This is a genomic window from Arthrobacter bambusae (assembly GCF_030812595.1).
In the GTDB taxonomy this organism is placed as follows: Bacteria; Actinomycetota; Actinomycetes; order Actinomycetales; family Micrococcaceae; genus Arthrobacter; species Arthrobacter bambusae_B.
This window is the reverse complement of record NZ_JAUSSZ010000003.1, coordinates 263,049-289,451: the sequence shown is the minus strand read 5'-3', so window position 1 is coordinate 289,451 and position 26,403 is coordinate 263,049. Positions and strand designations below refer to the sequence as shown.

The 26,403-nt window shown below is 61.5% G+C and carries 18 protein-coding genes and 1 pseudogene; 8 read left to right on the top strand and 11 right to left on the bottom strand.

From position 1 onward, the window contains the following. Positions 1-90 precede the first annotated feature (90 nt). The 8 genes and pseudogenes from J2S96_RS06670 to dnaA all read right to left on the bottom strand — a co-directional run bounded on the left by J2S96_RS06670 (position 91) and on the right by dnaA (position 11,884). Positions 91-789: a DUF3566 domain-containing protein gene (locus tag J2S96_RS06670; RefSeq protein WP_306861126.1), complete on the bottom strand. Its 699-nt coding sequence runs from the start codon at positions 787-789 to the stop codon at positions 91-93. Beyond that, positions 786-3,527, bottom strand: coding sequence for a DNA gyrase subunit A (gene gyrA / locus J2S96_RS06665; protein WP_306861125.1), 2,742 nt, complete (start codon positions 3,525-3,527; stop codon positions 786-788). Before gyrA ends, J2S96_RS06670 begins: the two co-directional genes overlap by 4 nt. A 60-nt stretch (positions 3,528-3,587) precedes the next feature. Then, positions 3,588-5,663, bottom strand: a complete 2,076-nt coding sequence (gene gyrB, locus J2S96_RS06660) for a DNA topoisomerase (ATP-hydrolyzing) subunit B (RefSeq protein WP_306861123.1) — start codon at positions 5,661-5,663, stop codon at positions 3,588-3,590. Between the two features lie 396 nt (positions 5,664-6,059). After that, positions 6,060-6,614, bottom strand: a complete 555-nt coding sequence (locus tag J2S96_RS06655; RefSeq protein ID WP_306861120.1) for a DUF721 domain-containing protein — start codon at positions 6,612-6,614, stop codon at positions 6,060-6,062. Next, complete coding sequence (gene recF / locus J2S96_RS06650; RefSeq protein WP_306861118.1) at positions 6,601-7,794, bottom strand: DNA replication/repair protein RecF; 1,194 nt, start codon at positions 7,792-7,794, stop codon at positions 6,601-6,603. The genes J2S96_RS06655 and recF overlap by 14 nt, the downstream gene beginning before the upstream one ends. 23 nt (positions 7,795-7,817) lie before the next feature. After that, positions 7,818-8,726 (bottom strand): annotated as a pseudogene (gene gnd, locus J2S96_RS06645) (phosphogluconate dehydrogenase (NAD(+)-dependent, decarboxylating)); the annotation flags it as partial. 75 nt (positions 8,727-8,801) lie between these two features. Beyond that, a complete protein-coding gene (dnaN, locus tag J2S96_RS06640; RefSeq protein ID WP_306861117.1) occupies positions 8,802-9,926 on the bottom strand; it encodes a DNA polymerase III subunit beta in 1,125 nt (374 codons plus the stop codon). A 536-nt stretch (positions 9,927-10,462) separates the two neighbouring features. Next, the gene (gene dnaA, locus J2S96_RS06635; RefSeq protein ID WP_306861115.1) at positions 10,463-11,884 is read right to left on the bottom strand and encodes a chromosomal replication initiator protein DnaA; all 1,422 of its coding nucleotides are present in this window, start codon (positions 11,882-11,884) and stop codon (positions 10,463-10,465) included. A 456-nt stretch (positions 11,885-12,340) separates the two neighbouring features. Here dnaA and rpmH point away from each other — a divergent pair, with 456 nt between their 5' ends. From rpmH to J2S96_RS06595, 8 genes are all read left to right on the top strand, one after another. Next, on the top strand, positions 12,341-12,478 hold the full coding sequence (gene rpmH / locus J2S96_RS06630) for a 50S ribosomal protein L34 (protein ID WP_011776797.1): 138 nt from the start codon (positions 12,341-12,343) through the stop codon (positions 12,476-12,478). Positions 12,479-12,518: 40 nt separating this feature from the next. Then, the gene (gene rnpA / locus J2S96_RS06625) at positions 12,519-12,926 is read left to right on the top strand and encodes a ribonuclease P protein component (protein WP_084784496.1); all 408 of its coding nucleotides are present in this window, start codon (positions 12,519-12,521) and stop codon (positions 12,924-12,926) included. Then, positions 12,919-13,317 carry a membrane protein insertion efficiency factor YidD gene (gene yidD, locus J2S96_RS06620; protein ID WP_370873015.1) on the top strand — a complete coding sequence of 133 codons (399 nt, stop codon included), beginning with the start codon at positions 12,919-12,921 and terminating at the stop codon, positions 13,315-13,317. The genes rnpA and yidD overlap by 8 nt, the downstream gene beginning before the upstream one ends. Positions 13,318-13,334: 17 nt before the next feature. Then, positions 13,335-14,306 carry a membrane protein insertase YidC gene (gene yidC / locus J2S96_RS06615; protein ID WP_306861112.1) on the top strand — a complete coding sequence of 324 codons (972 nt, stop codon included), beginning with the start codon at positions 13,335-13,337 and terminating at the stop codon, positions 14,304-14,306. Further along, a complete protein-coding gene (locus J2S96_RS06610; RefSeq protein WP_306861110.1) occupies positions 14,306-14,884 on the top strand; it encodes a Jag family protein in 579 nt (192 codons plus the stop codon). The genes yidC and J2S96_RS06610 overlap by 1 nt, the downstream gene beginning before the upstream one ends. A 6-nt stretch (positions 14,885-14,890) precedes the next feature. Then, a complete protein-coding gene (rsmG, locus tag J2S96_RS06605; RefSeq protein ID WP_306861107.1) occupies positions 14,891-15,541 on the top strand; it encodes a 16S rRNA (guanine(527)-N(7))-methyltransferase RsmG in 651 nt (216 codons plus the stop codon). Between the two features lie 86 nt (positions 15,542-15,627). Continuing rightward, the gene (locus J2S96_RS06600; protein ID WP_306861307.1) at positions 15,628-16,683 is read left to right on the top strand and encodes a ParA family protein; all 1,056 of its coding nucleotides are present in this window, start codon (positions 15,628-15,630) and stop codon (positions 16,681-16,683) included. A gap of 67 nt (positions 16,684-16,750) precedes the next feature. Continuing rightward, positions 16,751-17,965 (top strand): ParB/RepB/Spo0J family partition protein, encoded by a 1,215-nt coding sequence (locus tag J2S96_RS06595; RefSeq protein WP_306861106.1) that lies wholly within the window; start codon positions 16,751-16,753, stop codon positions 17,963-17,965. 5,122 nt (positions 17,966-23,087) lie between these two features. On the opposite strand, the gene trxA is transcribed toward J2S96_RS06595, so the two are convergent. The 3 genes from trxA to J2S96_RS06580 all read right to left on the bottom strand — a co-directional run bounded on the left by trxA (position 23,088) and on the right by J2S96_RS06580 (position 26,270). Continuing rightward, a complete protein-coding gene (gene trxA, locus J2S96_RS06590; protein ID WP_078107075.1) occupies positions 23,088-23,414 on the bottom strand; it encodes a thioredoxin in 327 nt (108 codons plus the stop codon). A 36-nt stretch (positions 23,415-23,450) separates the two neighbouring features. Next, positions 23,451-24,407, bottom strand: coding sequence for a thioredoxin-disulfide reductase (gene trxB, locus J2S96_RS06585; protein WP_306861103.1), 957 nt, complete (start codon positions 24,405-24,407; stop codon positions 23,451-23,453). 204 nt (positions 24,408-24,611) lie between these two features. After that, positions 24,612-26,270 (bottom strand): ABC transporter substrate-binding protein, encoded by a 1,659-nt coding sequence (locus J2S96_RS06580; RefSeq protein ID WP_306861101.1) that lies wholly within the window; start codon positions 26,268-26,270, stop codon positions 24,612-24,614. Between the last annotated feature and the right edge of the window lie 133 nt (positions 26,271-26,403).

Genomic DNA, 26,403 nt, shown 5'->3' with positions numbered 1-26,403 from the left:
ATGACTTTACAGCACATCCCGGCCCGATCTCAAATCGAGGTATTTCCACCACTGTTTTCCAGCAGTTTCCTCAATTACCGAGCGTTTGGGCTAGTCGTCGGTGAGGGTCACACCAATGCCGCCCACAAGTGTTGCCGCAATGTTATAAAGCACGGCACTCAGCATGGACAGAGCCGTCAGCAGGACAACATTGACGACGGCGATGATGGTGGCGAACGAGGCCACCTGCCCAAGCGATGCAACTTTCTTGAGTTCGAAGCCACCGCTTTCCGAGCCTGCGAGGGTGCCCAGAAGGCTGTCCACCTGGTTGAAAATGCCGGTGAGGTCCAGAACGGTCCAAAGAACGACGGCGGCAATCACTGTCACGATGCCCAAGGCAACCGACAGCAGGAACGCCATCTTCAGGACAGACCAGGGATCAACCTTGCTGACGAGCAGGCGTGCGCGGCGGACCTTCGCCTTGGGTGCCGGCTTCACGAGCCCGGGAGCGCCCGTGGCCGGTCGCTGTTGTCCTTGCACGGGCCTCTGGCCTGGCACCGCGGGACGCTGCCCTGCCGGGCGCTGTGCTGTTCCTGCGGGACGCTGGCCCGGGACCGCCGGGCGCTGGCCAGGAACCGCCGGGCGCTGGCCGGGGACCTTTTCCGCGCCGGTTCCTGCCGCACCCGAAGCGGACGCCGCAGGGCGCTGCTGGGGGCGGGCCGGTGCGTCTACCCGCGGAGTAGCCGACGGCTGCCGCAATCCTCCAGGGACACCCGTACTCGGCTTGGGATATGAGTCCGAATTGCTCACTCGTTACCTCCGGTATTGTCTTCGTTCAGCTCGACGCCGGACCCATTACCGGATCCTGCGGCCGATCCCGATTCGGCCGTCGCGGTCACCTGATCGGCGCCGCTGTTTGCAGCCAACGTTACGTCATCGTCTGCCCGGGACGTTCCTTCGAGGGGATTTTCGACGCTGGTGACGGTTGAGGCGTCGTCCGTGCCCTCGCCCTGTTCGTCGTCGGACTCCTCGGCATCAAGGCCGCGTTCGCTGTTGCGGGCCACCTCGATGATGCGGTCGTTCTTGTCAGGCTTCGCGAAGATGACGCCCATGGTGTCTCGGCCCTTGGCGGGAACACCGGCCACGGCGGAGCGGACAATCTTGCCACCCTCCATGACCACGAGGACTTCGTCTTCTTCGTTGACGATCAGGGCGCCGACAAGGTCGCCTCGTTCCTCTTGAAGCTTGGCTACCTTGATGCCCAGGCCGCCACGGCCCTGGAGCCGGTATTCTTCGACGGCGGTGCGCTTGGCGTATCCGCCTTCGGTCACCACAAAGACGAACGAGCCATCCTTTACGACATCCGCCGCAAGAAGTTCGTCGTCTTCGCGGAACTTCATGCCGGTCACACCCGAGGTGGCGCGCCCCATGGGCCGCAGTGCCTCGTCGGTGGCCGTGAAGCGGATCGACTGGCCTTTGCGGGAAACCAGGAGGAGATCGTCTGTTTCGGACACAAGCTGCGCCGAGACAAGCTCATCCTCATCCCGCAGGTTGATGGCGATCACGCCGGCGGTGCGGTTGGTGTCGTAGTCCTCCAGGCGCGTCTTCTTCACAAGGCCGTTCTTGGTAGCGAGCACCAGGTACGGGGCCTGCTCGTAGTCGCGCAAGTCAAGGACTTGAGCGATGTGTTCGTCCGGCTGGAAGGCCAACAGGTTTGCCACGTGCTGTCCCTTGGCGTCACGGCCGGCCTCGGCAAGCTCGTACGCCTTGGCCCGGTACACGCGGCCCAGGTTGGTGAAGAACAGCAACCAGTGGTGCGTGGTTGTGACGAAGAAGTGCTCCACGACATCGTCGCCGCGGAGCTGGGCACCCTTGACGCCCTTGCCGCCACGCTGCTGCGAACGGTAATTGTCGCTGCGGGTGCGCTTGACGTATCCGCCGCGGGTGATGGTGACCACCACTTCTTCCTCGGGGATGAGGTCTTCCATCGACATGTCGCCGTCGAAGCCCATGAGGATGTGGGTCCGGCGATCATCGCCATGCTTGGCCACGATCTCGGCAAGTTCCTCGCTGATGATGTCGCGCTGGCGCTGCTCGGATGACAGGATCGCGTTGAACTCCGTGATCATGGCTTCCAGCTCCGAGTGCCTGTCCTGGATCTTCTGCCTTTCCAACGCGGCGAGCCGGCGGAGCTGCATGTCGAGGATGGCGCGGGCCTGGAGCTCATCGATGTCCAGCAACCCCATCAAGCCATCACGGGCGGCCTCGGTGGTGTTGGAGGCTCGGATGAGTGCGATGACCTCGTCCAGCATGTCAAGCGCCTTGAGAAGCGCGCGCAGGATGTGCGCCTCTTCTTCGGCCTTGCGCAGGCGGTAGCGGGTCCGCCGGACAATGACGCTCATCTGGTGGGCCACCCAGTGGCGGACGAAGGCGTCCAAGCTCAGCGTGCGGGGCACGCCGTCGACGATCGCCAGCATGTTGGCACCGAAATTGTCCTGCAGCTGGGTGTGCTTGTAGAGGTTGTTGAGCACCACCTTGGCCACGGCGTCGCGCTTGAGCACGATCACGAGCCGCTGTCCGGTACGGCCGGACGTCTCGTCGCGGAGGTCCGCGATGCCCTGGATCTTGCCGTCCTTGACCAGCTCGGCGATCTTGATGGCAAGGTTGTCCGGGTTGGCCTGGTACGGCAGTTCGGTGACCACCAGGCATGTGCGGCCCTGGAGTTCCTCGACGTTCACCACGGCGCGCATGGTGATGGAGCCGCGGCCCGTCCGATAGGCGTCCTCGATGCCCTTGTGGCCGAGGATGGTCGCGCCGGTCGGGAAATCGGGACCTTTGATGCGCACGAGCAATGCCTCGAGCAGCTCCTCACGGCTGGCCGTCGGGTTGGCCAGGTACCACTGCACGCCATCGGCGACTTCGCGGAGGTTGTGCGGCGGGATATTGGTGGCCATGCCGACGGCGATGCCGGAGGAGCCGTTGACCAACAGGTTGGGGAAACGCGCCGGCAGGATGGTGGGTTCCTGGTTCTTGCCGTCGTAGTTGTCCTGGAAGTCGACGGTTTCCTCGTCGATGTCCCTGACCATTTCCATGGCCAGCTGGGCCATCTTGGTTTCGGTGTATCGCGGGGCCGCAGCGCCGTCATTGCCCGGGGAACCGAAGTTACCCTGGCCCAGCGCCAGCGGGTAGCGCATCGTCCAGTCCTGGATGAGGCGGACCAGGGCGTCGTAGATCGCGGTGTCACCATGCGGGTGGTACTGGCCCATGACCTCGCCCACCACACGGGCGCATTTGTTGAAGGAGCGGTCCGGGCGGTACCCGCCGTCGAACATCGCGTAGAGCACCCGGCGGTGGACAGGCTTCAGCCCGTCGCGGACGTCCGGAAGCGCACGGCCAACGATGACGGCCATGGCATAGTCCAAGTAGGACCGCTGCATTTCCGTCTGCAGGTCCACCTGGTCCACGCGGTCGGTCAGCAAATCGCCCTCAAGTACGGGTTCCGGAATACCGGCCGACTCGGCAGGAACCTCTGGTGTTTCTTCACTCATAGTCTATGATTTCCGTTTCAGGTATATGTCAGTTCTGGAATATTCCTAGGGCTTGCGTCTCTAGATATCCAGGAACCTGACGTCCTTGGCGTTCTGCTGAATGAAGTTCCGCCGCGATTCCACGTCCTCACCCATCAGTACGGAGAAGGTCTGGTCCGCCGCCAAGGCATCGTCCATGGTGACTTGCAGGAGCGTACGGTGCTCCGGGTCCATGGTGGTGTCCCAGAGCTCGGTGTAGTCCATTTCGCCAAGGCCCTTGTACCGCTGGATGCCGTTGTCCTTCGGGATCCTGCGGCCGGCGGCCTGGCCCGCGGCCAGCTTGGCGTCACGTTCGCGGTCGCTGTAGACGTAGTCGTGCGGGGCGTTCGACCACTTGATGCGGTACAGCGGCGGCTGGGCCAGGTACACATAGCCGTTCTCGATCAGCGGACGCATGTAGCGGAACAGCAGCGTCATCAGCAGCGTGGTGATGTGCTGGCCGTCCACGTCGGCATCGGCCATCAGGACGATCTTGTGGTATCGCAGCTTGGAGATATCAAAGTCCTCGCCGATGCCAGTGCCGAACGCCGTGATCATGGACTGGACTTCATTGTTGCCGAGGGCCTTGTCCAGGCGTGCGCGCTCTACGTTGAGGATCTTGCCGCGCAGCGGCAGGATGGCCTGGGTCTCGGGGTTACGGCCACGCTTGGCCGAACCGCCGGCGGAGTCACCCTCCACGAGGTAGACCTCGCAGCGGGCCGGATCCTTCGAGGAGCAGTCCGACAGCTTGCCCGGCATGCCGAAAGATTCCAGGGGGCTTTTGCGACGAGCATTGTCGCGGGCCTTACGGGCAGCCATCCGGGCTTGGGCAGCCTGGACAGCCTTGCGGATGACATCGCGGGCCGGGCCCGGATTGCGCTCCAACCAGTCGCCAAGCTGGTCCGTGACCACGCGCTGAACGAAGCCTTTGACCTCCGAGTTGCCCAGTTTGGTCTTGGTCTGGCCCTCGAACTGGGGCTCGGACAGCTTCACCGATATGACAGCGGTGAGGCCCTCCCGGATGTCGTCACCGGTGAGGTTGTCATCTTTTTCCTTGATGATGCTCTTCTCGCGCGCGTAGCGGTTGATGAGCGACGTCATCGCGGCACGGAAGCCTTCTTCGTGGGTGCCGCCCTCATGGGTGTTGATCGTGTTGGCGTAGGTGTGGACGCTCTCGGAATAGGCCGTGGTCCACTGCATCGCGACCTCGGCGGCGATGTGCCGCTCCGTGTCTTCGGTTTCGAAGGCGATGACGTCCTCGTGGACGACTTCCACCTTCTTGTTCGAGTTCAGGTGCTTCACGTAGTCGAGCAGACCGTCGTTGTATTGGTAAACGACCGTGCGGTGTTCAGCCGCCACTTCGCCTTCGGTAGCAACGGCGTCGAGATCCAGGTCATCGTCGCTGGCCCCTGCGACAGGACGCTCGTCCGTGAGGGTGATGCGCAGTCCTTTGTTGAGGAAGGCCATCTGCTGGAAGCGTGCGCGGAGGGTCTCGAAATCGAAATCGGTGGTCTCGAAGATGGTGCCATCCGGGTAGAACGTCTGGGACGTTCCGGTCTGGTCCGTGGCTTCGCCCCTGACAAGCCCGCCCTGCGGCTTGCCGCCGTCGGCGAAACTCATCCGCCAAACGTAGCCTTGGCGGCGCACCTCGGTATCTACCCTGCGCGAAAGCGCATTGACGACGGAAATGCCGACGCCGTGGAGGCCACCTGACACCGCATAGCCGCCGCCGCCGAACTTGCCGCCTGCGTGCAGGATGGTCATGACAACTTCCACGGTCGGCTTCTTTTCCGTGGGGTGCAGATCCACCGGGATGCCGCGGCCGTCGTCAACGACCTTGACGCCGCCGTCGGCCTGGAGAGTCACCTCAATGTGGCTGCAGTACCCCGCAAGCGCCTCGTCCACCGAGTTGTCCACCACTTCGTATACCAAGTGGTGGAGGCCGCGCGGGCCTGTGGACCCAATGTACATACCCGGGCGCTTGCGCACCGCTTCGAGGCCCTCAAGCACCGTGATGTCGCTTGCACCATACTCCTTGGACCCCGAGGGTGTGTCAGGCTTATGGGCGTTCTCCTTCGCGGGATCTTCTGCCAAGGTCTCTGCATTGTCGTTAGCCACAGGCGCTTTCGACTCCTCCGTGTTCGATGGTCGCCAGCCGTCACCGCACCACGGAAGCACGTCCGTCAGGACACACCACAGGGATACGGCAGCCGCCAACAGGGACGTCACTGCTAACGCCGGCTACGTCGTGATTGGCGGATCCGCTTTACAAGTACTGTCCAGCGGAGCCAATTCACGTTCACCGGCGCCCAGTTGTCTATCCCGATTCTATCGTGACTAAGCGCAGTTCCTTGCAAAACCCGGCCCTTATGCTCGGGAAAGTAGCTCTGGGAGGCCGCTGGCCCCATCTGCAAGCTGCCAAAACGGCACCCTCTAGGGAGCTATACGGTCCGGGGAGGTTTCTCGCCCCTGTGCGCCGCTCAAGCAAACAGGCTGACGAGGGTGTTGAGGAAGTTACCCGTAGGTATCCCGGGGTCCCCTCCCATTGACGCTCCGGCCGCCCTTGCGCCAGCTCGGTGCAGTGGGCGCGAGCACCTGAATGGAGGTCACCACTCCGTCTCCGAGTTCCCTTCGGAACATGTCCAAAAGGCTCGTGCTCAGGAGCCTGAGCTGGGTTGCCCACGCGGTGGAATCGCATCGGACATGGAGTGTGGTGTCGGCGAAGCTCTCGGGAGTGCAGTGCGCTGAAATCTCCGGCCCCACCAAGGCGTCCCACTCGGCCATCACGGAACCGACTGCCACTGGAGAGGTCCAACCCCGTTCGGCCACGAGCCTTCCGACGACTTTCCCCAAGCCAAGCGGATCCCTGCCGGTGCCGTGGAATTGGCTGAATCCGCGGGTGTCGCGGACGCCCTTGCGTTGGGGAGCGGTGCCGCTCCGCGGAGCAGCGCGGCGGATTTCGCCCCGCGCGGCAGCCGCTTCACGCATCCGGTTCAGGGCTGATTGGGCAGCGTCAATCTCGTCAGGGTCCCTGCCCGGCTGCCGTCCACCGGGGCTATCCTTCTCCATCTATGCCTCCGGGCACAACCTTCACCCGTCGCCCCGCCAGTTCCTCGGGAATGTCGGCGTCGACGGCGGCCGTCACCAAAACCTGCTCGGCGCCGGCCACTATTGCAGCCAGTTTACGCCTGCGCTGCACGTCAAGTTCAGCGAACACGTCGTCGAGAATGAGGATCGGGGCGGAACCGCCGGTACGGGTGTCATCGAGCATGACGTAGTACGAGGCCAGGCGCAGGGACAGGCACATGGACCATGTTTCACCATGGGAGGCATAGCCCTTGGCCGGAGCCTGGCCGAGAACCAGTTCCAGTTCGTCGCGGTGGGGTCCTACCAGGGAAATACCGCGTTCCAACTCCTTGCGGCGCGAGGCAGCGAAGGCCTGGATGTAGCGCTCAGTGAGCTTTTCCACGGACAGCGAGCGGAGGTCCTCAACCCCCTCTGAACTTTCAGCGGGACCCTCGGCGGGACCGCCGTCGTCGTCCAGGCCGCCCTGGATGGTGGAGCGGTAGAGCACACCTGCTTCCTTGGATCCATCCGTGAGTTGCCCGTAAGCCCTCTTGAGGTGCGGACGCAGCCGTTCGACGAGTTCCAGCCGCGCATGCAGGAGCTCCGCGCCTGCCCGTGCCATGTGCTGGTCCCAAACATCAAGGGTTGCCTCGTGGCCCGAGGTGAATTTCCCGGTGCGGGCCGATTTCAACAAGGCGTTGCGTTGTTTGAGCACGCGGTCGTAGTCGCTCCGGGTCGCCGCGTGCACCGGCATGAGGCTGACCAGCAGTTCGTCAAGGAAACGACGGCGATTGGACGGATCGCCCTTGACCAAGGCAAGGTCCTCAGGTGCGAAGAGCACCGTCTGGCAAATGCCCAGGATGTCGCGGGCGCGTACAGGATTTCCGCGGTTGATCCGGCCGCGGTTGGCACGGCCGGCATTGATTTCAAGCTCGACCACGGTCGATTGTTCCCCACGGACGAGCTTCGCCCGGATCAGGGCCCGGTCCGTGCCGAAGCGCAGGAGGGGCCCATCCGTACTGACGCGGTGTGAGCTCAGGGTGGCCAGGTATCCAATGGCTTCCATGAGGTTCGTCTTGCCAATGCCGTTGGATCCGACCAGGACCGTGGCACCGGGGCCGAGCTTGAGGTCAACCTGCGCGTAGCTGCGGAAATCGGTCAGCGAAAGATGTTCGAGGTACACGCGTACTGCTGGTCGGCCGGGGCCTATTTGGCCGGACGGGTGGCGTGTCCGCCGAACTGGTTGCGCAATGCAGACACCATTTTCATGGCCGGTGAGGTGTCTTCGCGGGAGGAGAAGCGGGCGAAGAGCGCAGCGGTGATTGCCGGCGCGGGGATCGCGTTGGCAATGGCTTCTTCGACGGTCCAGCGGCCTTCGCCGGAGTCTTCGACGTAGTCCCCGATGGAGGCCAGGCCCGGGTCCTCGTCCAAGGCTTTGACCATGAGGTCCAGGAGCCAGGAGCGGACAACCGTGCCCTTTTGCCAGGCACGGAAGGTGCCGGGAAGGTCCTTGATGATGTCCTTGGCCGCGAGCAGTTCGTAGCCTTCGGCATAGGCCTGCATCAGACCGTATTCGATGCCGTTGTGAACCATCTTGGCGTAGTGGCCTGCTCCCACGCCGCCCACGTGGACGAAGCTGTCGGCACGGTCACCCTCGGGACGGAGGGCGTCGAATACCGGCATGGCAAGTTCGATGTCTTCGTCCGCGCCGCCTGCCATGAGCCCGTAGCCATTCTGCAGGCCCCAGACACCGCCCGACACACCGCAATCGGCAAATCGGATGTCCTTGGAGTCCAGGAAAGCGGCATGTTTCTGGTCTTCGGTGAAGCGTGAGTTGCCGCCGTCGATCACCATGTCTCCGGCAGAGAGCTTCTCGCCCAGTTCGCTGATCACGGCATCAGTGATCTCGCCGGAGGGAACCATGACCCACACGAGGCGCGGCGTCGGAAGGGCGGCAATCAGTTCGTCAATGGATGCGACGTCGGCAATGTCCTGGTTACGGTCAAAGCCTGTGACCTCGATTCCGCCTTTCCGCAGGCGTTCGCGCATGTTGAAACCCATTTTTCCAAGGCCGATTAGTCCGATGTGCACGGTGTGAACTCTTTTCTGCGTTGGTTGTTTTGATGGTGAGCCGACTGGCTCGCATTTGCGAGGGTGACGGTCATTGGGCCTACGCCGCCGGGGGGTTCCCTAGTTGGGGAGGCGGACGGGCATTACGAGGTAGCGGTAGTCGCCCTTGTCATCGCCGTCGGCATCAACCTGGGCGGTGATCATGGCCGGCTTGGGTGCCGTGGTGAAGGAGAAGCGCACGAACTTGGTTTCGATCACGCTCAGGCCTTCCACGAGGTAGTGCGGGTTGAAGGCCACCGTGATGTCTTCGCCGCTGAGCTGGGCTTCAAGTTCCTCGGATGCCTGTGCATCTTCGCCTGTGCCGGCGTCGAGGTTCAATTGGCCCTGCGTGAACGCCAGGCGAACCGGCGTGTTTCGTTCGGCGACCAGGGACACACGGCGGACTGCTTCAACCAGTTCCTGCGTCTGAACCGTTGCGTGGATCGGCGTCGAATCCGGGAACAACGAGCGGATCTTGGGGTAATCGCCGTCGACGAGCAGGGAAGTGGTGGTCCGGCCGCCGCTTTCGAAGCCGATCAGGCGGCTATCGTCATCAGCGAGGGCGAGATGGATGTCTCCGCTGCCGCCGAGCGTCTTGGCCACCTCATTGAGGGTCTTGGATTTCACCAGGGCACTCGTGGAAATTCCCGGCGTAACGGGCTTCCACGGTACCTCCCGCATGGCGAGCCGGTAGCGGTCCGTCGCGAGGAGAGTGATCATGTCATCCTCGATCTCCATTCGGACACCGGTAAGGATCGGGAGGGTGTCATCCCTGCTTGCCGCGATGATGACCTGCGAAACGGCCTGGGAAAAGGCGTCCCCGGGCAAGGTTCCGCTGATGGCGGGCAGGGCTGGAAGCGGCGGGTACTCGGATTCCGGCATCGTTGCGAGATGGAAGCTGCTTCGACGGCAGGTGAGGGTGACTTTGCTGCCATCGGTTTCGATGTCGACAGGTGCCGAGGGGAGGCTGCGGCAGATATCGGCCAGGAGTCGTCCCGAAACCAGGATGGTTCCCTCGGTGGTGATGTCAGCTGGAATCTCGAGACGGGCGGAAGTCTCGTAGTCAAAGCTCGAAAGGCTCACGGTACCGGCTTCTGCCTTGAGCAGGAGACCTGAAAGTACCGGGACGGGCGGCCGCGGAGACAAGGACCGGGCTGTCCATGTGACGGCTTCTGCCAGGACATCCCGCTCGACTCTGAACTTCACGGAAGGGTGCCGCCTTTCATTGCTGCTGCCAGTGTTCCACCGGAAACTCCCCAGGAGCCCCGAAATCCGGCGCCCGGAACCCGAAAGCTGCGTGGTCCGCAGTGAGCGAACTACAAAGCAGCGCCAAGGATGGACGCGATGCAGACAGCTTAGCCGGAACTGTGGGCATTAACCCATCCCCGGCCTGCGGGCCGGTGGTTCGAGGCAGCCACCGGCTGCGCCGCGGGGTCGGCGGAAGGAGATTGTTATTTGAGGGATTTCAATTTTTTGGGATTAGTAGTGTTAATAACCCCTGTGGAAACTGTGGATAACCGCCCCTGGACCCGCGGTTCCGCGGTTAAGCCCTGTTCACGGTATGTGGGTGGCAGGGGTTTTAAACAGGGTGTGGACGTGGATAACCCCCAGCCCCGTTTTTAACGATCCACAGACGGCTTAAGGGTTTTAAGCCCATTAACCGCGCTTGTCCCCTTAAGTATCCACAGGCTTATCCACATGTGCCTGTTAATTAAGGTATGTAGTGGCGCCGAGGGAGTGGGTCAGGAATCGCGCTGCTGCTGTTTGATGCGGTTCGTCAGCTCGGTCACCTGGTTGTAGATCACACGGCGCTCGGCCATCAGTTCGCGAATCTTGCGGTCCGCATGGATCACCGTGGTGTGGTCACGGCCGCCAAGCTCCTGGCCGATCTTGGGCAGCGACATGTCCGTGAGTTCACGGCACAGGTACATGGCGATCTGCCGCGCGGTCACCAAGGTGCGCGTACGGGATTTGCTGCACAGCTCTTCCATGCTGAGCTTGAAGTACTCCGCCGTCTGCTTCAGGATCTGGTCCGCCGTGATCTCCTGGGCGCCGTCGTCGGTGATGAGGTCCTTCAGGACCATTTCGGCAAGGGCCACATCGACGGGCTGGCGGTTGAGGCTGGCGAATGCTGTGACGCGGATCAGCGCGCCTTCGAGTTCGCGGATGTTGCTGGAGATCTTTGAGGCGATGTACTCCAGAGCGTCGTCGGGAGCGGACAATCCCTCGTTCTGGGCCTTCTTGCGGAGGATCGCAATGCGGGTTTCGAGTTCCGGCGGCTGGATGTCGGTCAGAAGGCCCCATTCGAAACGGGACTTCATACGGTCCTCGAACCCGGCCAGCTGCTTGGGCGGAAGGTCGGAGGTGATGACCACCTGCTTGTTGTTGTTGTGCAGGGCGTTGAAGGTGTGGAAGAACTCCTCGAGCGTCCGGTCCTTGCCGGCCAGGAATTGGATGTCGTCAATCAGGAGCACGTCGACGTTGCGGTACGTGGTCTTGAAGCTGGCGCCCTCGTCGTCGCGGATGGAGTTGATGAAGTCGTTCGTGAACTCTTCGGAATTCACGTAGCGAACCCTGATGCCGCTGTAGAGCCTGCGGGCATAGTGGCCGATCGCGTGGAGGAGGTGCGTTTTGCCGAGCCCGGAGTCACCGTAGATGAACAGGGGGTTGTATGCCTTGGCCGGTGCTTCCGCGACCGCGACGGCGGCAGCGTGGGCGAAGCGGTTGGACGAACCGATCACGAAGGTGTCAAAGACGTACTTCGGGTTGAGCCTGCCGAATTCGTGCGATGTGCTGGGCGGAGTGGGCTGTGGCTTCTGTTCCACGGCCAGGTCGTTCACGGAAGAGAGCTCGACGGCGGGGGCAGGCTCTTCGTGGATGGGCACCAGATCCGTGTCAACGTCGATCGCGCACCGGATGTCGTCGGAAAAGACGCTGCGGAGGGCGTCATCGAGAGCGTCCTTGACTTGCGTCTGCAGTACCTCGCGGGTCAGTTCGTTGGGTACGGCCACCAAGAGGGTGGAACCGATCAGGCCTTGCGCCTGCGCAAGGATAACGAAACCGCGCTGCCGGGGCGTGACCCGATCGTCTTGTTCCAGCAGGCTCAGCACCCGCCGCCATGAACTCCCGACCGTGTTGGCGTGGTTGGCTTCGTCTACCGTCATCAATTGGATCCCTCGAGTGCTTGCTTGCCTGGATTGCGGCAGCCGAAGGTCCAAACCATGAGTGGATTCCAAACCGAATCCACAGGGTTATGCACAGTCCGTGGATAATCGGCTACTGAGACACTCTAGGGGATGGAAACTCCAGAAGATAGCTGGGAACAAGCTTGTGGATAATTACACCGTTGTGGTTCTGAAACGGGGCCTGTGAGCCACTTCATCCACAGGCTGACGGGTGTACTTTCCCACAGTTGGGGGTGGCGGGCACGGCGGATCCCGGTTTGACCTTGCGGGTCTTTTTGCCCTAACGTTGTGAAGTCCTATGTGTCCGCTTTTTGGCCACCTGCACTTCCGGTAAACCGGCGGTGGGCGGCAGCGGATACTCAATAAACTTAGCGTCGGCCAGTTCTTCCCCTTTTGATCGGGTGGGCGCACCTTTGATCCACTGGAGTAACTAACGTGAGCAAGCGGACTTTTCAGCCGAATAACCGCCGTCGGGCCAAGAAGCACGGCTTCCGCCTTCGTATGCGCACCCGTGCCGGCCGCGCCATTCTGGCCGCCCGTCGTGGCAAGGGCCGCGTCGAACTGTCGGCCTAAATAACTGACTCGTCGGTCAGCCTTCCAAGCGAGTCAATAGGTGCTAGCCACCCGTAACCGTCTGCGGACTTCTACCGACTTTTCAACAACTGTACGTTCCGGCGTCCGCAATGGACGCCGGAACTTAGTGTTATATACGGCACCTATCGGTGCCGGAGAACCGAGCCGCATCGGCTTCATCGTTTCCAAGGCAGTCGGGAACGCTGTGACCAGGAACCTCGTTAAGAGGAGACTGAGAGAAGCAGGTGCTTTGTCTTTGAAAAGGCATGGCACAGGTCTTGCTGTTGTCGTCAGGGCGTTGCCCGCGGCTGCGACGGCGAGCTGGGACCAGCTGCTGACGGATTACAACGCCGCCTTGGCGGCAACCACGAAACGGCTCGGCGGATCCTCTCCGCGGGTTGTTTCGCCCACCCAGGGCACCACAACGGAAGGGACACCGCGTGCATGAGCTGAGCTCCGCCGTCGTCCGCTTCTTTAGAGTCGCTCCGAGGATCCTCGGAACATTTCTGTGGGAGCTGCCGCGCAATGTCCTCATCATCTTGCTGAAGACGTACCGCAGTATCATCTCTCCCTTGTACGGCCAGGTGTGCCGGTTCTTTCCATCCTGCTCGGCTTATGCCCTCGAAGCGGTGACGGTACATGGTGCCGTCAAGGGAAGTTGGCTCGCGGTGCGGCGCCTTGCGCGTTGCCACCCCTGGAACGCCGGCGGTGTGGACCACGTCCCCGCCGGACATCGTCATTGGCCCGAAGGCCAGACGCCCACGATTGTTGTACTGAACAACCCGGACCAGTTCCTGGCTGTGTGGTCTGATGAAGACGGTCGCCGCACAGCGGCCTGAGGAAATAGGGAAAACGTATGGACATCTTTGGAACAATTCTGGCCCCGTTCAAGTGGCTAGTTTCCGCGATCATGCTGGGGTTCCACGACGGGCTGAGTTTCATCGGCCTGCCACCGGAGAACGGCTGGACCTGGACGCTGTCCATCATCGGCCTGGTGCTGGTGATCCGCGCCGCCCTGATCCCTGTCTTCGTCAAGCAAATCAAGGCACAGCGAGGCATGCAGCTCCTTCAGCCGGACCTGAAGAAAATGCAGGCGAAGTACAAGGGCAAGACGGACCAGCTTTCCCGCCAGGCGATGGCGCAGGAACAGATGGCGCTGTACAAGAAGCACGGCACCAACCCGTTCTCCGCTTGTTTGCCCATGCTGATCCAGATGCCGTTCTTCTTCGCGCTGTTCCAGGTGCTTTCCGGTATCAGTGCTGCGAAGGAAAGCGGCAACGGCATCGGTGCTTTGAGCCATGAGCAGGTAGTGCAGTTCGATGCGTCGAGCATCTTCGGCGCCCCTCTCTCGGCTTCGCTGCTTCACGGCGGCGGTGGCGGCGATCAGACCGTCGTGTGGGTGCTGTCCATCGTGATGATCCTCGCCATGACGGCGTCGCAGTTCATCACGCAGAAGCAGATCATGGCCAAGAACATGTCCGACGAGGCGATGGCCAGCCCGTTCATGCGCCAGCAGAAGATGATGCTGTACATCCTGCCGCTCGTCTTCGGTGTAGGTGGCATCAACTTCCCGATTGGTGTGCTCATCTACTGGACCACCACCAACCTGTGGACCATGGGCCAGCAGTTCTTTGTCATCCGCCGCATGCCGACGCCGGGTTCCCCCGCCGCGAGGGCACTTGCCGAGCGTCGTGCCGCCAAGGGCTTGCCGGCGCACTCCCTTCTTGGAGGTAAGAAGGACGCAGACGTCGCTGCCGAGGTGGCCGCCGTCGAGGTCAAGGCACAGCAGCGCATCCAGCCACAACGTAAGAACAGGAAGAAGAAGTAATGTCTGTTGAAAGCACCGAAGAGGCAACGGCCGCTGCCTCGGCCGAGGAACTGGCAGAAGCCGCAGTAGAAACGTCCGAAGAGGGCACCGCTGCCGGCAAGAGCACCTCCGTGAGCCGCCTCGAGGAAGAGGGCGACGTCGCCGCAGACTATCTTGAGGAACTCCTCGACATTGCCGACATCGACGGCGACATCGACATTGAGATCCGCAACGGCCGGACCTACATCTCCATCGCGGCCGAAGAGGACTCCGAAGGGCTTGAGAGCCTCGTAGGCCGCGACGGCGAAGTGCTCGAAGCCCTTCAGGAACTGGCTCGCCTCTCCGTGCTGTCGGCGACCGAGAACCGCTCCCGCCTGGTGCTCGATATCAACGGTTACCGCAAGGAACGTGCAGGCGACCTGCAGCAGATTGCCGAAGACGCGGTGGCGAAGGTCAAGGAGACCGGCGCCCCGGTGGCACTTGAGCCTATGAGCGCCTACGAACGAAAGATTGTGCACGACGCGGTTGCGGACCTCGGCTTTGTCTCCGAGTCCGACGGCGAAGGCGCCGGCCGCCACATCGTAGTTTCGGCCGACTAACGGATCATGGTTGACATCACGGCGGCCGAACTGCAGGCGGCAGAGAAGATTTTCGGTGACCGGCTTGGCCTCGCCCAACGGTACGTTGAACATTTGGCGACGTCGGGAACCGAGCGCGGGCTTATTGGTCCGCGCGAGGTTCCCCGCCTGTGGAGCCGGCATGTCCTCAATTGCGCCGTCATCGAGTCTGCAATCGCGCATGGAAGCCATGTTGCCGACGTTGGTTCCGGTGCCGGGCTTCCCGGCTTGTGCTTGGCAATTGCACGTCCCGATCTCGAACTCACGCTGATCGAGCCGCTGGAACGACGCGTCATTTGGCTTCAGGAAGTTGTGGACGATCTCGGACTGGGCAATGTCACCGTCATGCGCACCCGGGCGGAGCTCGCGGTGGGTATGGTCGACGCGGACGTCGTCACAGCGAGGGCCGTCTCTGCGCTGTCCAAGCTCGCTGGCCTGACCATTCCCCTGCTTAACGGCAAAGGTGAAGTCGTGGCGATCAAAGGCCGCAGCGCTGCCGAGGAAATTGAGCAAGCCGCGAAAGTGATCCGCAGGCTCGGCGGCGTGGAGACGTCCGTGCTGGTTTGCGGGCAGGAGCTCTTGGAGGAACCCACCACAGTGGTGCGGATCGTCGTTAACAAACAGCGGAAGATCGCTTAGCTTCGGCGCTGTGTCCCGCGTGTCCGCAACTGAGCGGTTAAGCTAGAGAACGGCAGCTAGAGCCGAATGAGAGTGAGAGTGTGACAGTGGGCAGTGGCGAAACCTCCACCCAGCGGATCCCGCCATTTATTTCCTTGGGGTCGGCCCGGGCCATGGCTGCACCATCGACGTCTTTCGAATCTGCGCTGATGCGCACTAATTCGGTTGCAAACGCTGCTGTTTCACGTGAAACACTGATCGGCGGAAACGACAACGTCATCGATTCCATCGACGATTCCAGCCCCATTGCGCGCCAGCTCGCCCATGAGACACGGCGTCGCGAACGGCTGGTGGGACGCGAGCTTCCCAAGCCGGAGAAGACCCGTATCTTCACGGTGTCCAATCAAAAGGGCGGCGTAGGAAAGACCACCACGACGGTCAATATTGCTGCCGCCTTGGCTTCGGCTGGGCTCAATGTCCTGGTGATCGACATCGATCCCCAGGGAAATGCATCCACGGCCCTCGGTATCGAACACCACGCCGACGTCGACAGCATTTACGACGTGCTAATCAACGACCTCCCGCTGGGCGACGTTGTGGCTCCTTGCCCTGATATTCCCAATCTCATCTGCGCGCCGGCGACCATTCATCTGGCAGGGGCTGAAATCGAGCTGGTTTCCCTCGTTGCACGCGAGCAGCGCCTGCGCCGCGCAATCGATGTGTATTCGAAGGAACGTGCGAAGAACGGTGAAGGTCGCTTGGACTTCATCTTCATTGACTGCCCGCCCAGCCTCGGACTGCTGACTGTCAACGCCTTCTGCGCCGCCAGCGAGGTACTCATCCCAATCCAGTGCGAGTACTACGCACTGGAAGGCCTGAGCCAGCTCCTCAAGAACATCGAAATGATCCAGAAGCACCTCAATGCTGAACTGGTCGTCTCCACCATTCTTCTCACCATGTACGATGGCCGCACGAATCTCGCCGCGCAGGTGGCTTCCGAAGTCCGTCAACATTTCCCGAATCAGGTTCTCGGCGCCGTGGTGCCACGTTCGGTGCGCATCTCGGAGGCCCCGAGCTATCAACAGACGGTGATGACCTACGATCCGTCATCCAGCGGCGCGTTGTCCTACATGGAAGCCGCCGCGGAAATCGCCGAGCGCTAGACTTCCTTAATCACTGCAATATCCTTGGCGGGCTCTATTCTTGCCATTCCACCGGAGGGACATACTAATGAGCGAAAAGCGACGAGGCCTGGGTAGGGGTCTTGGGGCTCTCATTCCCAGCTCCGCTTCGGCTGGCGCTTCGGGCAACGGCGCTCCGACGTCTCGACCTGTGGACCTCTTCTTCCCTGAGGCACGCAAGACGCCGGAGCCGGTGAATACTCCTGAACTGCCTGAGCCCGAGGTGGCGAAGAGCGCCCCATCGCGTGGCTCTTCGTCAAAGAGCACGACGGCGGCAAAGAGTCCCGCTGGGAAGTCGCCTGCTGCGAAGACCACCGACAGCGAGGATCCGGCAGTTGCAGGCCGAACCGTTTCAAAGCCGGCCAAGGCTAGTGCGGAAGCTTCTTCGGGCGACGTCCTTTCCGAGCCGCTTCCCGCGGAATCGTCTGAGGTTCAACTAGTCGAGGTTCCTGGGGCCCGCTTCGCCGAAATCCCCGTCGGGGACATTCATCCCAACCGCAAACAACCGCGCAGTGTCTTCGATGAAGACGACATGGCCGAGCTGGTCCACTCCGTCAAGGAAATAGGCGTTCTCCAGCCAATTGTTGTACGTACTTCAACCGAAAAGGGTGGAGAACCGTACGAGCTTGTCATGGGTGAGCGGCGTTGGAGGGCCGTGCAGGCCGCCGGGCTCGAAACTATCCCGGCGATTGTGCGCGATACCAATGATGACGACCTCCTGCGCGATGCCCTGCTGGAAAACCTGCACCGCAGCCAGCTGAACCCCTTGGAAGAAGCAGCCGCCTACCAGCAGCTCCTGGAGGACTTCGGCACCACCCACGAGCAGCTGGCTGATCGGATCGGACGTTCGCGCCCGCAGGTGTCCAACACTCTCCGCCTGCTCAAGCTTCCGCCCCTCGTTCAGCGGCGCGTCGCAGCCAGCGTACTCTCGGCCGGCCACGCCCGCGCGTTGCTCGCTCTCCCTGACGCGGCGGCGATGGAACGTCTTGCGCAGAAGATTGTTGCCGAAGGAATGTCCGTGCGAGCCACTGAGGAAGCTGTGGCTTTGTATCAGGATCCGACGGTGCCGCCCAAGAACAGCATCCCGCGCCCCAATGCGCGCCATGAACGCCTTGACTACTTGGCGTCGTCTCTTTCTGATCGTTTGGACACCAACGTAAAGATCACACTCGGTGCCCGAAAGGGTCGGGTCAGCATCGAATTCGCAAGCGTCGAGGATTTGAACCGGATCATGGACGTTTTGTCGCCAAGTGACGAAGGCTAATCGTTCGATTTCTACGGAAAAGGAGTCCGCTTCTCACGAAGCGGGCTCCTTTTCTATGTGGCGGCGGATTAGGGCTCGCCTTATTCCCGTTGGTTGTCGCCTGCCTAGTACGCCAGACCGTCAAGCCTTCAGCTTCGTGAGTCGGGAAAACGGAGGTTGACTCGAGTGCGGTCGCCTGGGTCGCTGTTCGGCTTCACGATGGCGGTGGTTTTTCTAGAGGCGGGTTGGAGCCCGTTCCAACTCAACGAGATCCTGGATCTTGGCGGCATCGATGTAGCCCGAGGTGCCTGAGGTGTTTCACGTGAAACTGTCCGGTGGCTGCTGAGGCGATCGTGATGATGCATCTGACGGCGGCGGCTTCGGGTTACATTCGCGCGGTCCTAACGGACTACCATGACGTTGGAAGCTAGGACTTCTGGGTTTCACGTGAAACATGTGTTTATTTGCCTTGATGTCTAGGATCGTCGGAAACCCCGATCCTCCCGGATACGTTGAACCCAACATTGGTAAGGTCGATGAGTCCGCTGGCCGCACGGGTCCCTACCGCCAAGGCCGGTTTGGACCTTATCGCGAGCTCCGCGTTGGAGATTTTCTGTACCGACGTAAGGTACGGAAATTGCGGTCAACGTGTGGAAGTGTTTGCTTACGAGGCGCGCCGCACAGCTGATCGTCTTAGCCGAGTCCCCCGGGGATCCAGGTGTTGTGAGCTGCGGTAAATGCGCCGATCGAGCAACAGCGCACCGAATTGGGAAGTAGCATTACGATGTTTCACGTGAAACGACAGCCTTGCGGTGACGGCCTGCGCCATATCACTGGTGCCCGCGCCATCAATTGATAGTCAACTCGCACTACTGAAGGAATGAACGTGCTTGCGGCGCTGTGAGTCGGTCCAAGTTCCTAGACCAGTGGTTCTTATGCGTCCCTTCACCCTTCACGAGGTGATGGATGCTCAGGGTTTCGTTCTGGACGGGGCACAAAGAATGTCTAGTGTCACGTGCAGTTCGCTGCGCGGTATGGCTGGAAGCCGCCCCGATTGGCGTGCGTGCGTTCTGAGAATGCAGGGTCCACCGGGCTTTGTCCCCCAATTGCTCGTTGCATGTGGGAAGGCTGCCAATAGCTGTTCTGGTCGTGGTTCCCGCTGAGCGTCGCTCGGCACGTTCTCGGTGACGCACGGGCGGCCGCGTAGGAGGTTGGGTGTTGATCTGGACTCTTGCAAGCGGGAATAGGCAAAGCTGAAGACCCGGATGAGAACGCCCGCTTGTGGGTCTCCCCGTCACCTGGCAGTGTCGGGTGACGGGGATGCTGAGCTCCGGCCCGGTTGATGTTGCACGACCTGGAATGCCTCAAGCGCGCTTACCGCGTGCGGATTCAATTGCTGTGGGTTTTCGTCGAACGCTGATGACTCCGCACGTGATCTAGGCCTGCCTTGGAGTTTTTCTTCCCCCTCTCGCCGAATTCGGGATAGGTGACGCGGCACGTGTTCCCTTACGCTCTCTGTATCGGTGGCAGGACCTCCACGGTGGAGTTGCTGGGCTCCAGCGCGCCGGGGTCGCGTGGTAGGCGCACCAGGACGACGGCGTCGGGTTGTAGGCCCACAAGAGAGCCGGCGTGCTTGGTTCCCCTGACGACTCCCGGATCGGACGTAGGCTCCCCCGGCTGTGACCGCTGGTTTCCCCCAGCGGAATCTGTCCGGCTCTTGCTGGTCGCAGTTTTCGGCGCCGCAATTAGGAGTTGATGAGCGCGTCGATCACCTCGGGGCGGGGTCCGCAAGCTGGTATTGACTACGAACTACGAGGAACGTTGACTCCCTAAGATTCAGTTAGCCGCTTCCCCCATCGGCTGGGGGTGGACGATTTTCTGCGGCGTGGTCACACTCCCGCCGAGGCCACTCTCCGACTGCTGGTCGTTGTGAGTGATTCGAGGAGCGCCTTGTTGGCGAAAGTCTGAAAGCGATGGGGTTCGCGATTCCTATCAACGGTGCAGCCGGGTACGCCAGGATCGGCGTGGCTACTGCATGGTCGGGCAGGCTCGGAGAAGCGGTTCGCTGGATCGCCGGAGTAAGGTGGCTGTGGCCATCAATTGCTGCGTCAGGACACTTCCCTGCCGCCGGAGACCTAAGGACACCGTGCCGTCTGTGGTGTCGAATCACTCGCCGAGAAATCAATTGTTAGGTGCCGCTCCTTCCCGGAAGCTGACCGGAACGCTTCGGTGGTTTTCGACTTGGAAGTAGCTGAAGCCTCAAGGACGTGGCGGGTCAGCTGGAGCGCGGAGGAGGAAGAGAGTTACTTGGGATTTTCCGCGATCGTCCCCTGTAGCCCTGTGCGAACGGCTGTTGAAAAGTCTGAGAGTGGCAGTGGATATCCCTGTGGATAACTGTGCTGATAAGTCGGCCGGGTGCTGGGGGTCGCTGACCGGACCGAACCGTTTTCCAGGAGGCCGGCGCTTCTGCCTGCGCGGCGCGTGGGTGGGTCGTTGGTTCTGTTTCACGTGAAACAGAACCAACCGCTGTGAGAGGGCCCGTTTTGTCCCAATTTCGCCCGATTTCGGCCCTTTTCCGGGCATTTTGGCGACTTTTCGAGCTGGGAGGAATCTATCTGCCGCGTACCGTCCGATTGGCTTGCTGCGTCCAATTTCGCGAGTCCCGTATCGAAGTCAGCGAAGCATCTTGAGGTAGCTTCTGCCGCGGTGGATATTGCTGTGGATAACTTTGTGTATAACTTTAGGGTCGTCGGTGGATATTCTTGGTCACCGAGATTGAGCGGCTGTGGAAAGACCGCTCACTTTGTGTCTTGGCGCTAGCTTGCCGACGGTCCACGCTCGGGTTTCTCTTCCCTCCCGGGCATGGAATCAACAGCTTGAGAGACATGGTGCCGCGCGTGTTTCACGTGAAACAGTGGCTATGTCCGGGGCCCGTGTTTGAGGTCGGGTTCTTGAGTGCGCGACTCAGGAGTCGCAGATACTGCTGATACGAAAGGAGCCGCAAGTACCGGCCTGATATGGAAGCGGCCGATGAGAATAAAGAGGTCTACGGGGACTCTGCCGAGGTATCTCTGGGCGAACTAAGGGCGTACCGGGCCTAGCGGGCATCTGGCCATCGCGATAGCCAAACGACGTCAACGCATCCAAATACTCGGCCGCTGCGAGGTCCCAGGACAGGCAATCGTCTCTGCACGTGTGGAGGATGCCCAGCCTCCCGGAAAGCCTGGAAGGTCCGGGGACCTTGTCAATCCCGAAATCCGTTACACGCAGGGGCCAAGAGTACTTTCTGGTCCCCGCGCTCTCCTCCATCGTTGGAGAGTGCTTTTCGGAACCAACGTGTTGCTCATGCTTCTCCGTCTCTGGTTGATTGGCCGCCGGTGAGCGGTGGCGTGAAGTGATGGTTCGTCAGGGATGGTCGGCTTGATGGGAGGCCAGCCGGGTGAGAAAGACGGGCGACCTCCCCCCCGATAATACTTCGATGGGAATGTGCGGTGAGTGCTCTCAATCTCGAGAGATCTGGAAGTCTGGCGTCGTGCTGATTCTGGTACGAGCGGCGCATACTCGGATCCGTCCTTGTGGCGGTGTTCGAATTTGGAATATCCGCCCCGAGCCTTGATTTTTCCAGCCAGTCTGAAGGCAGTCGTTCAACGAACGGATGTAGTGCTGCTCGAGCACATGAGGACTGGTCGCGGGCTTCAGTAGTGCCAGTCGTCCTGAAGGTGCTTGTTTCGGGTGACGACGTGGCTTCTTGCTGGCGGTTACTTTGATCCGCCCGGAAGGGGCCAGACGCGGAAATTCCGCAGCTTCAGTCCGCGTAGGCCTTGAGGAGTCCAAGGGATGAGGCAGGTGAGGAGCCTGGTCCCGCGCATTAAGATCCGTTGGCAATAACGACTGCCAGCCGAGGAAGCCTTCTTGGCCCTATGGGTTGCTGATGAATAGACGATCAGGCGTCGGCTGCACACGGGTCTGTAGGGGTGACAGCCGGGATCGATTGATGACAACAAACCGTTTGCGTAGGGTACAACTTAAATCGGTCGGATTCGCTCAGCGACGCCCGAATTTTCTGCGCCGCCAGTCTTGAGCCGAAAATGTTGTTTTCGGCCACCCTCCAGAAGGCAACCGCAGGGTCGACCGGGAAGCGAATCCACCTGTGTCCGTGAGCTGGTGGGAATGAGACGACTGGAACGAGACCGAAGGACAACGACCCTGGAGCGAGACAAGAAGGTTGAACTAGGCACTCCAATTCCGGAAGGTGGGTATCCGCAGCGATCGACGCCGCGCGCAGCTTGCCCTGCTTTGGCCTGCCGGAGCGCAATCTGTCGCGTTTGGCGTCGGAGATGGTGCCGTACTGAGTCGGCGTCGGGAATTGGGTGCCAATGCGGAGTGTTACCACGCCGTTTCACGTGAAACACTCATCGGCCGCGGTTCCTACGCGTCAAACCCGCGAGTCGTTCATGGGACGAGGCCAGGACCCCTAGCGGGGCGCGCAGAGCAATAAACGTGGACTTCAGGAAATGTTCAGTGGGTTTCTGCGCTGACTGGCAAGACGGCTGGGCGTAGCGACTCAGGCAACGCCGGGCGTTTCCAGCCGTCCCGCAGAAATCCTTATGGTGCCAGCGGGCGTGGGATCATTCGCGTGCCCCGAAAACCAACGGAGTGCTTTGGGATTTGAGAAGAATAGGCATGTTTCACGTGAAACGATGTGCGCGCCTAGGCCCAAGCAAAAGAAGTGGCTAGACCGGAGCATCTTCACGGCGTAGGTATCGCTTACCTTCGCCGGATTGCCGATTCCGTTTCACGTGAAACGGCCCTGTCGACTCCTCCGCCTTGGACATTCAAAGGAAGCCCACGCGTCGAAGAAGAGCTGCAGCCAAGGTCAGGAATATGCTCAAATCTCCCTACCCTTCGCCCATCCCCCTGTGCGCGAGAAGCTCATGTCGATACAGCCAGTTCACCAAAAGAAGTGCCCGTATCGAAAACGGAAGGGGTTCACAAACCGGAAAATGAAGCCTTGAAGTGACGTAGAGCGAACACCACGATGCATACGCCCATACCCGAGGACAAGAAAAAGCCGGCGGCCCTCGCTCAATCGCGAGAACCACCGGCTGAATCAGCGGGCGCCTTTACAAGCGCGCCGGACGTCCTAGGACAGGACGGATTCAAATTCCTTTTCGAAGAACTGCTTCGGCTTGGCGCCGATGACTGTGCTCTTCACTTCTCCCCCGCTGAAGAGGTAGACGGCGGGGATAGACGTGATGCCGTACTCCGCTGCGATGGCCGGGTTGTCATCGACATTCAGCTTGACGACATCCACCTTGTCTCCATACTCAACCGAGATCTCGTCGAGGATCGGACCCAACTTGCGGCACGGGCCGCACCACTCTGCCCAGAAGTCCACAATGACCGGCTTTTCAGCGGCCAGGACGTCGGTGCTGAAACTGGCGTCGGTAACGTTTTTAGCGTTGCTCATAATTCTTTCCCTTCGAATGGATGGCTGCTGTGCCGGTCAGGCGTGCAGGTCTGCAAGGTAGTGCTCGACGTCCAAGGCTGCGACACAACCGGAACCGGCTGCCGTGATGGCCTGGCGGTAGGTGGGGTCCACGACGTCGCCGGCGGCGAAAACGCCCTTGACGCTGGTCTTGGAGCTTCGGCCTTCGACGGCGATGGTGCCCTCAGGAGCGAGATCCAGTTTCCCCTTCACGAGTTCCGTGCGGGGGTCGTTGCCGATGGCCACGAAAACGCCGGTTACGGCGAGTTCAGATTCCGTGCCGTCGACAAGGTTATTCAGCTTCAGGCCTGTCACTTTGTCCGCGCCGATGACGTCCTCTACGGCGGTGTTCCACACGAATTTGATCTTCTCGTGGGCCTGGGCTCGGTCACCCATGATCTTGGAAGCCTTGAGGGTGTCGCGGCGGTGTACCACGGTGACGGACTTGGCGAACTTGGTGAGGAAGAGGGCTTCCTCCATGGCGGAGTCACCGCCGCCGATCACTGCGATGTCCTGGTCTTTGAAGAAGAAACCGTCACAGGTTGCGCACCAGCTCACGCCGTGGCCGGAAAGACGCTTTTCATTCTCGAGGCCGAGCTCGCGGTATGCGGAACCGGTGGACAGAATGATCGCGCGCGCCTTGAACGTCTCCCCCGTGCCGATGGTCACGGACTTGATGTCGCCGTCGAGGTCCAGTTCGGTGACATCCTCGAACTGGATTTCCGTCCCAAAGCGTGCCGCTTGCTTCTCGAAGTTCTCCATGAGATCAGGTCCCATGACGCCCTCAGGGAAACCAGGGTAGTTCTCGACGTCTGTTGTGTTCATCAGTTCGCCGCCGGCAGTCACGGAACCGGCGATGAGCAGCGGGTTCATGTTGGCGCGTGCCGTGTAGACGGCCGCCGTGTAACCGGCAGGCCCGGAGCCTACGATGATGACATCACGTACGTTGGACGCGGTGTTTTCTGCGTTGCTCACTGTTGCGTGAACCTCTTCCTTAGTCGATGCACCGGATCCTTGCGGCCGGCCACATGGCACAACCCTATGGCGGCGCGGAATATTCCGATGTTGCCGGGGACCCTAATATCCACCACCACTCAGGGTACCTTCTGGCAGCGCAGGCCGCCTGCGCAAGCCCCCGAAACGGTCACGTGCGGCCAAAAGGCCGCCTGCCGCCGTCGGCTACTGGACCTTTATCTCCGCAAGGCGCAGGCCGAACCCGTAGCGCGTCTTGGGCGCGGTCAGTTTGGGCAAGGACTTGATGGAGATAATCACGTACTGGGCCGTCACAGGCGAGCTGAGGGGCATGGTGAGCTCCGGTGAGGTGAAGCTGTTGGTGCCTACCAACTTGGCGCCGTCCAAAGCGGGCCGATCGTTGGTGTAAACGCTGATGTTTCCACCGGAAGCACCCAACTGGCTCAAAGTGACCGACGAAACTTGTGACGGTCCTTTGAGCTTGACGAGCAGCGAAACTCCATCAGCTGCAAGTCCACCCCAGTCGGCAGTGGCGAACTCCATGTCCGACCAGTAGCTCGCGGCATTGCCGTCGTAGGTCTTGACCAAGTCTTTGTCGTAGGTCGCGGCGAACTCGAAATCACCCATGCGGGTGACTCCATCAATGACCGGCGGTGCTGGGGCCGGGGCTGCTGCCGAGGCACTGCTACTCGGCTGTGCGGGTACTGATTGAGACGCCGTGGCGGACTGTTTGGCTGCGGGAGACCCGCCGGGGATGAGGTTGCCAAGGTTGGTGACAGCCAGGATCAAACCTACGATCAAGACGGCGGCAAGAACCCCGCCTACGAGCCAACGGAAAGAACGGGGCTCACGGACCGGCTCCTCGTCGTAGTACTCGTCCTCGTCGAAGGGTTCCGCACGCTGGCGCGCTGTCGACGGGAAGCTCGACGCACCGCGGCTGTATCCGCCGGTAGCGGCGGCCGCATCGCGGGAAGTGTCCGCACCCCGGGAGCCGCCGCCGTCGTTAACGAAGCCGTAGTCGTCTTCGGACCAGAGGGAGACTTTCGATTCCTGAGCGGGGTTCGCGGAGGTAGGCGCCGGAGTGGTGGGCGCTGGAACAGCCTGCGTGGCGGGCGCGGCTTGGATGTCCTGGGGTGCGGTCCGGTTCGAATCGGCGGTCCGGTTCGATTCGGCGGTCGAAGCGGAAGCGGGCCCCGCGGAAGGCGCGGCCTCGGCGTTGTCGCTGTTTGACCGGCCGGTACCCTTTACAGCGGCCGCGGCCGCCGCCCCTGCTCCCGCTGCCGCAGCAGCGATGCGGGAACCAATGCCCCACGGGGCCGACGCCGGCCGGCTGGCAGGCATGGGCGGAACCACCGGGCGGTGCCCGTCCGCGGGTGCCGCGGCAGCCGGCCGCGAATTGCCGGCGGGGTTCGGTTCGACGTCGTCGTAATTGATGTACTCTGCGTCGTGCTCGTCGTCCTCGTACAGCCCGTCGTACGTCTCGGGCTCGTGGGAGCGGGCCTGGCCGAAGATCTCGCTGCCCAGCGTGTCCGTGAAGAACGGTTCAACGTAGGGCGGGTTGGTGGCCACCACGAGGTCCAGCAGGTCAGGAGCGCTGCTGTGGTTGGTGATGAGGTATGTGGTGCTGTCGCTGACGCCGAGGTCGAGGATCTGGACATGCCCGGGTCGTTCGCCGGTGGCTACCTCGCGGGCGCTCTTGGCGACCTGCTCAGCGTTCCCGGGGCCGGCCACGAGGATGCTGACAGGTCTGTTGAGGACCTGGTCCACGCCGTCGAGCACCAGATCTTGGTCGTGCGAAGTCAACACGGTGGCTGTGACTTTGTAGCGGCCGCCAAGCACTGATCCGACATCGATCGGGTGGGACACGGGTTCCTCCTATACTGTCCGGGAGCTGCGGGTCCTGAATACGGGATCCGGCCAGCCGGGTGACCCGTGGTCTGCAACTACCTGTATTAGTTTCTGATCCTAGCTGATTGGGCCGTTCCGGCTCCCGGTTTGC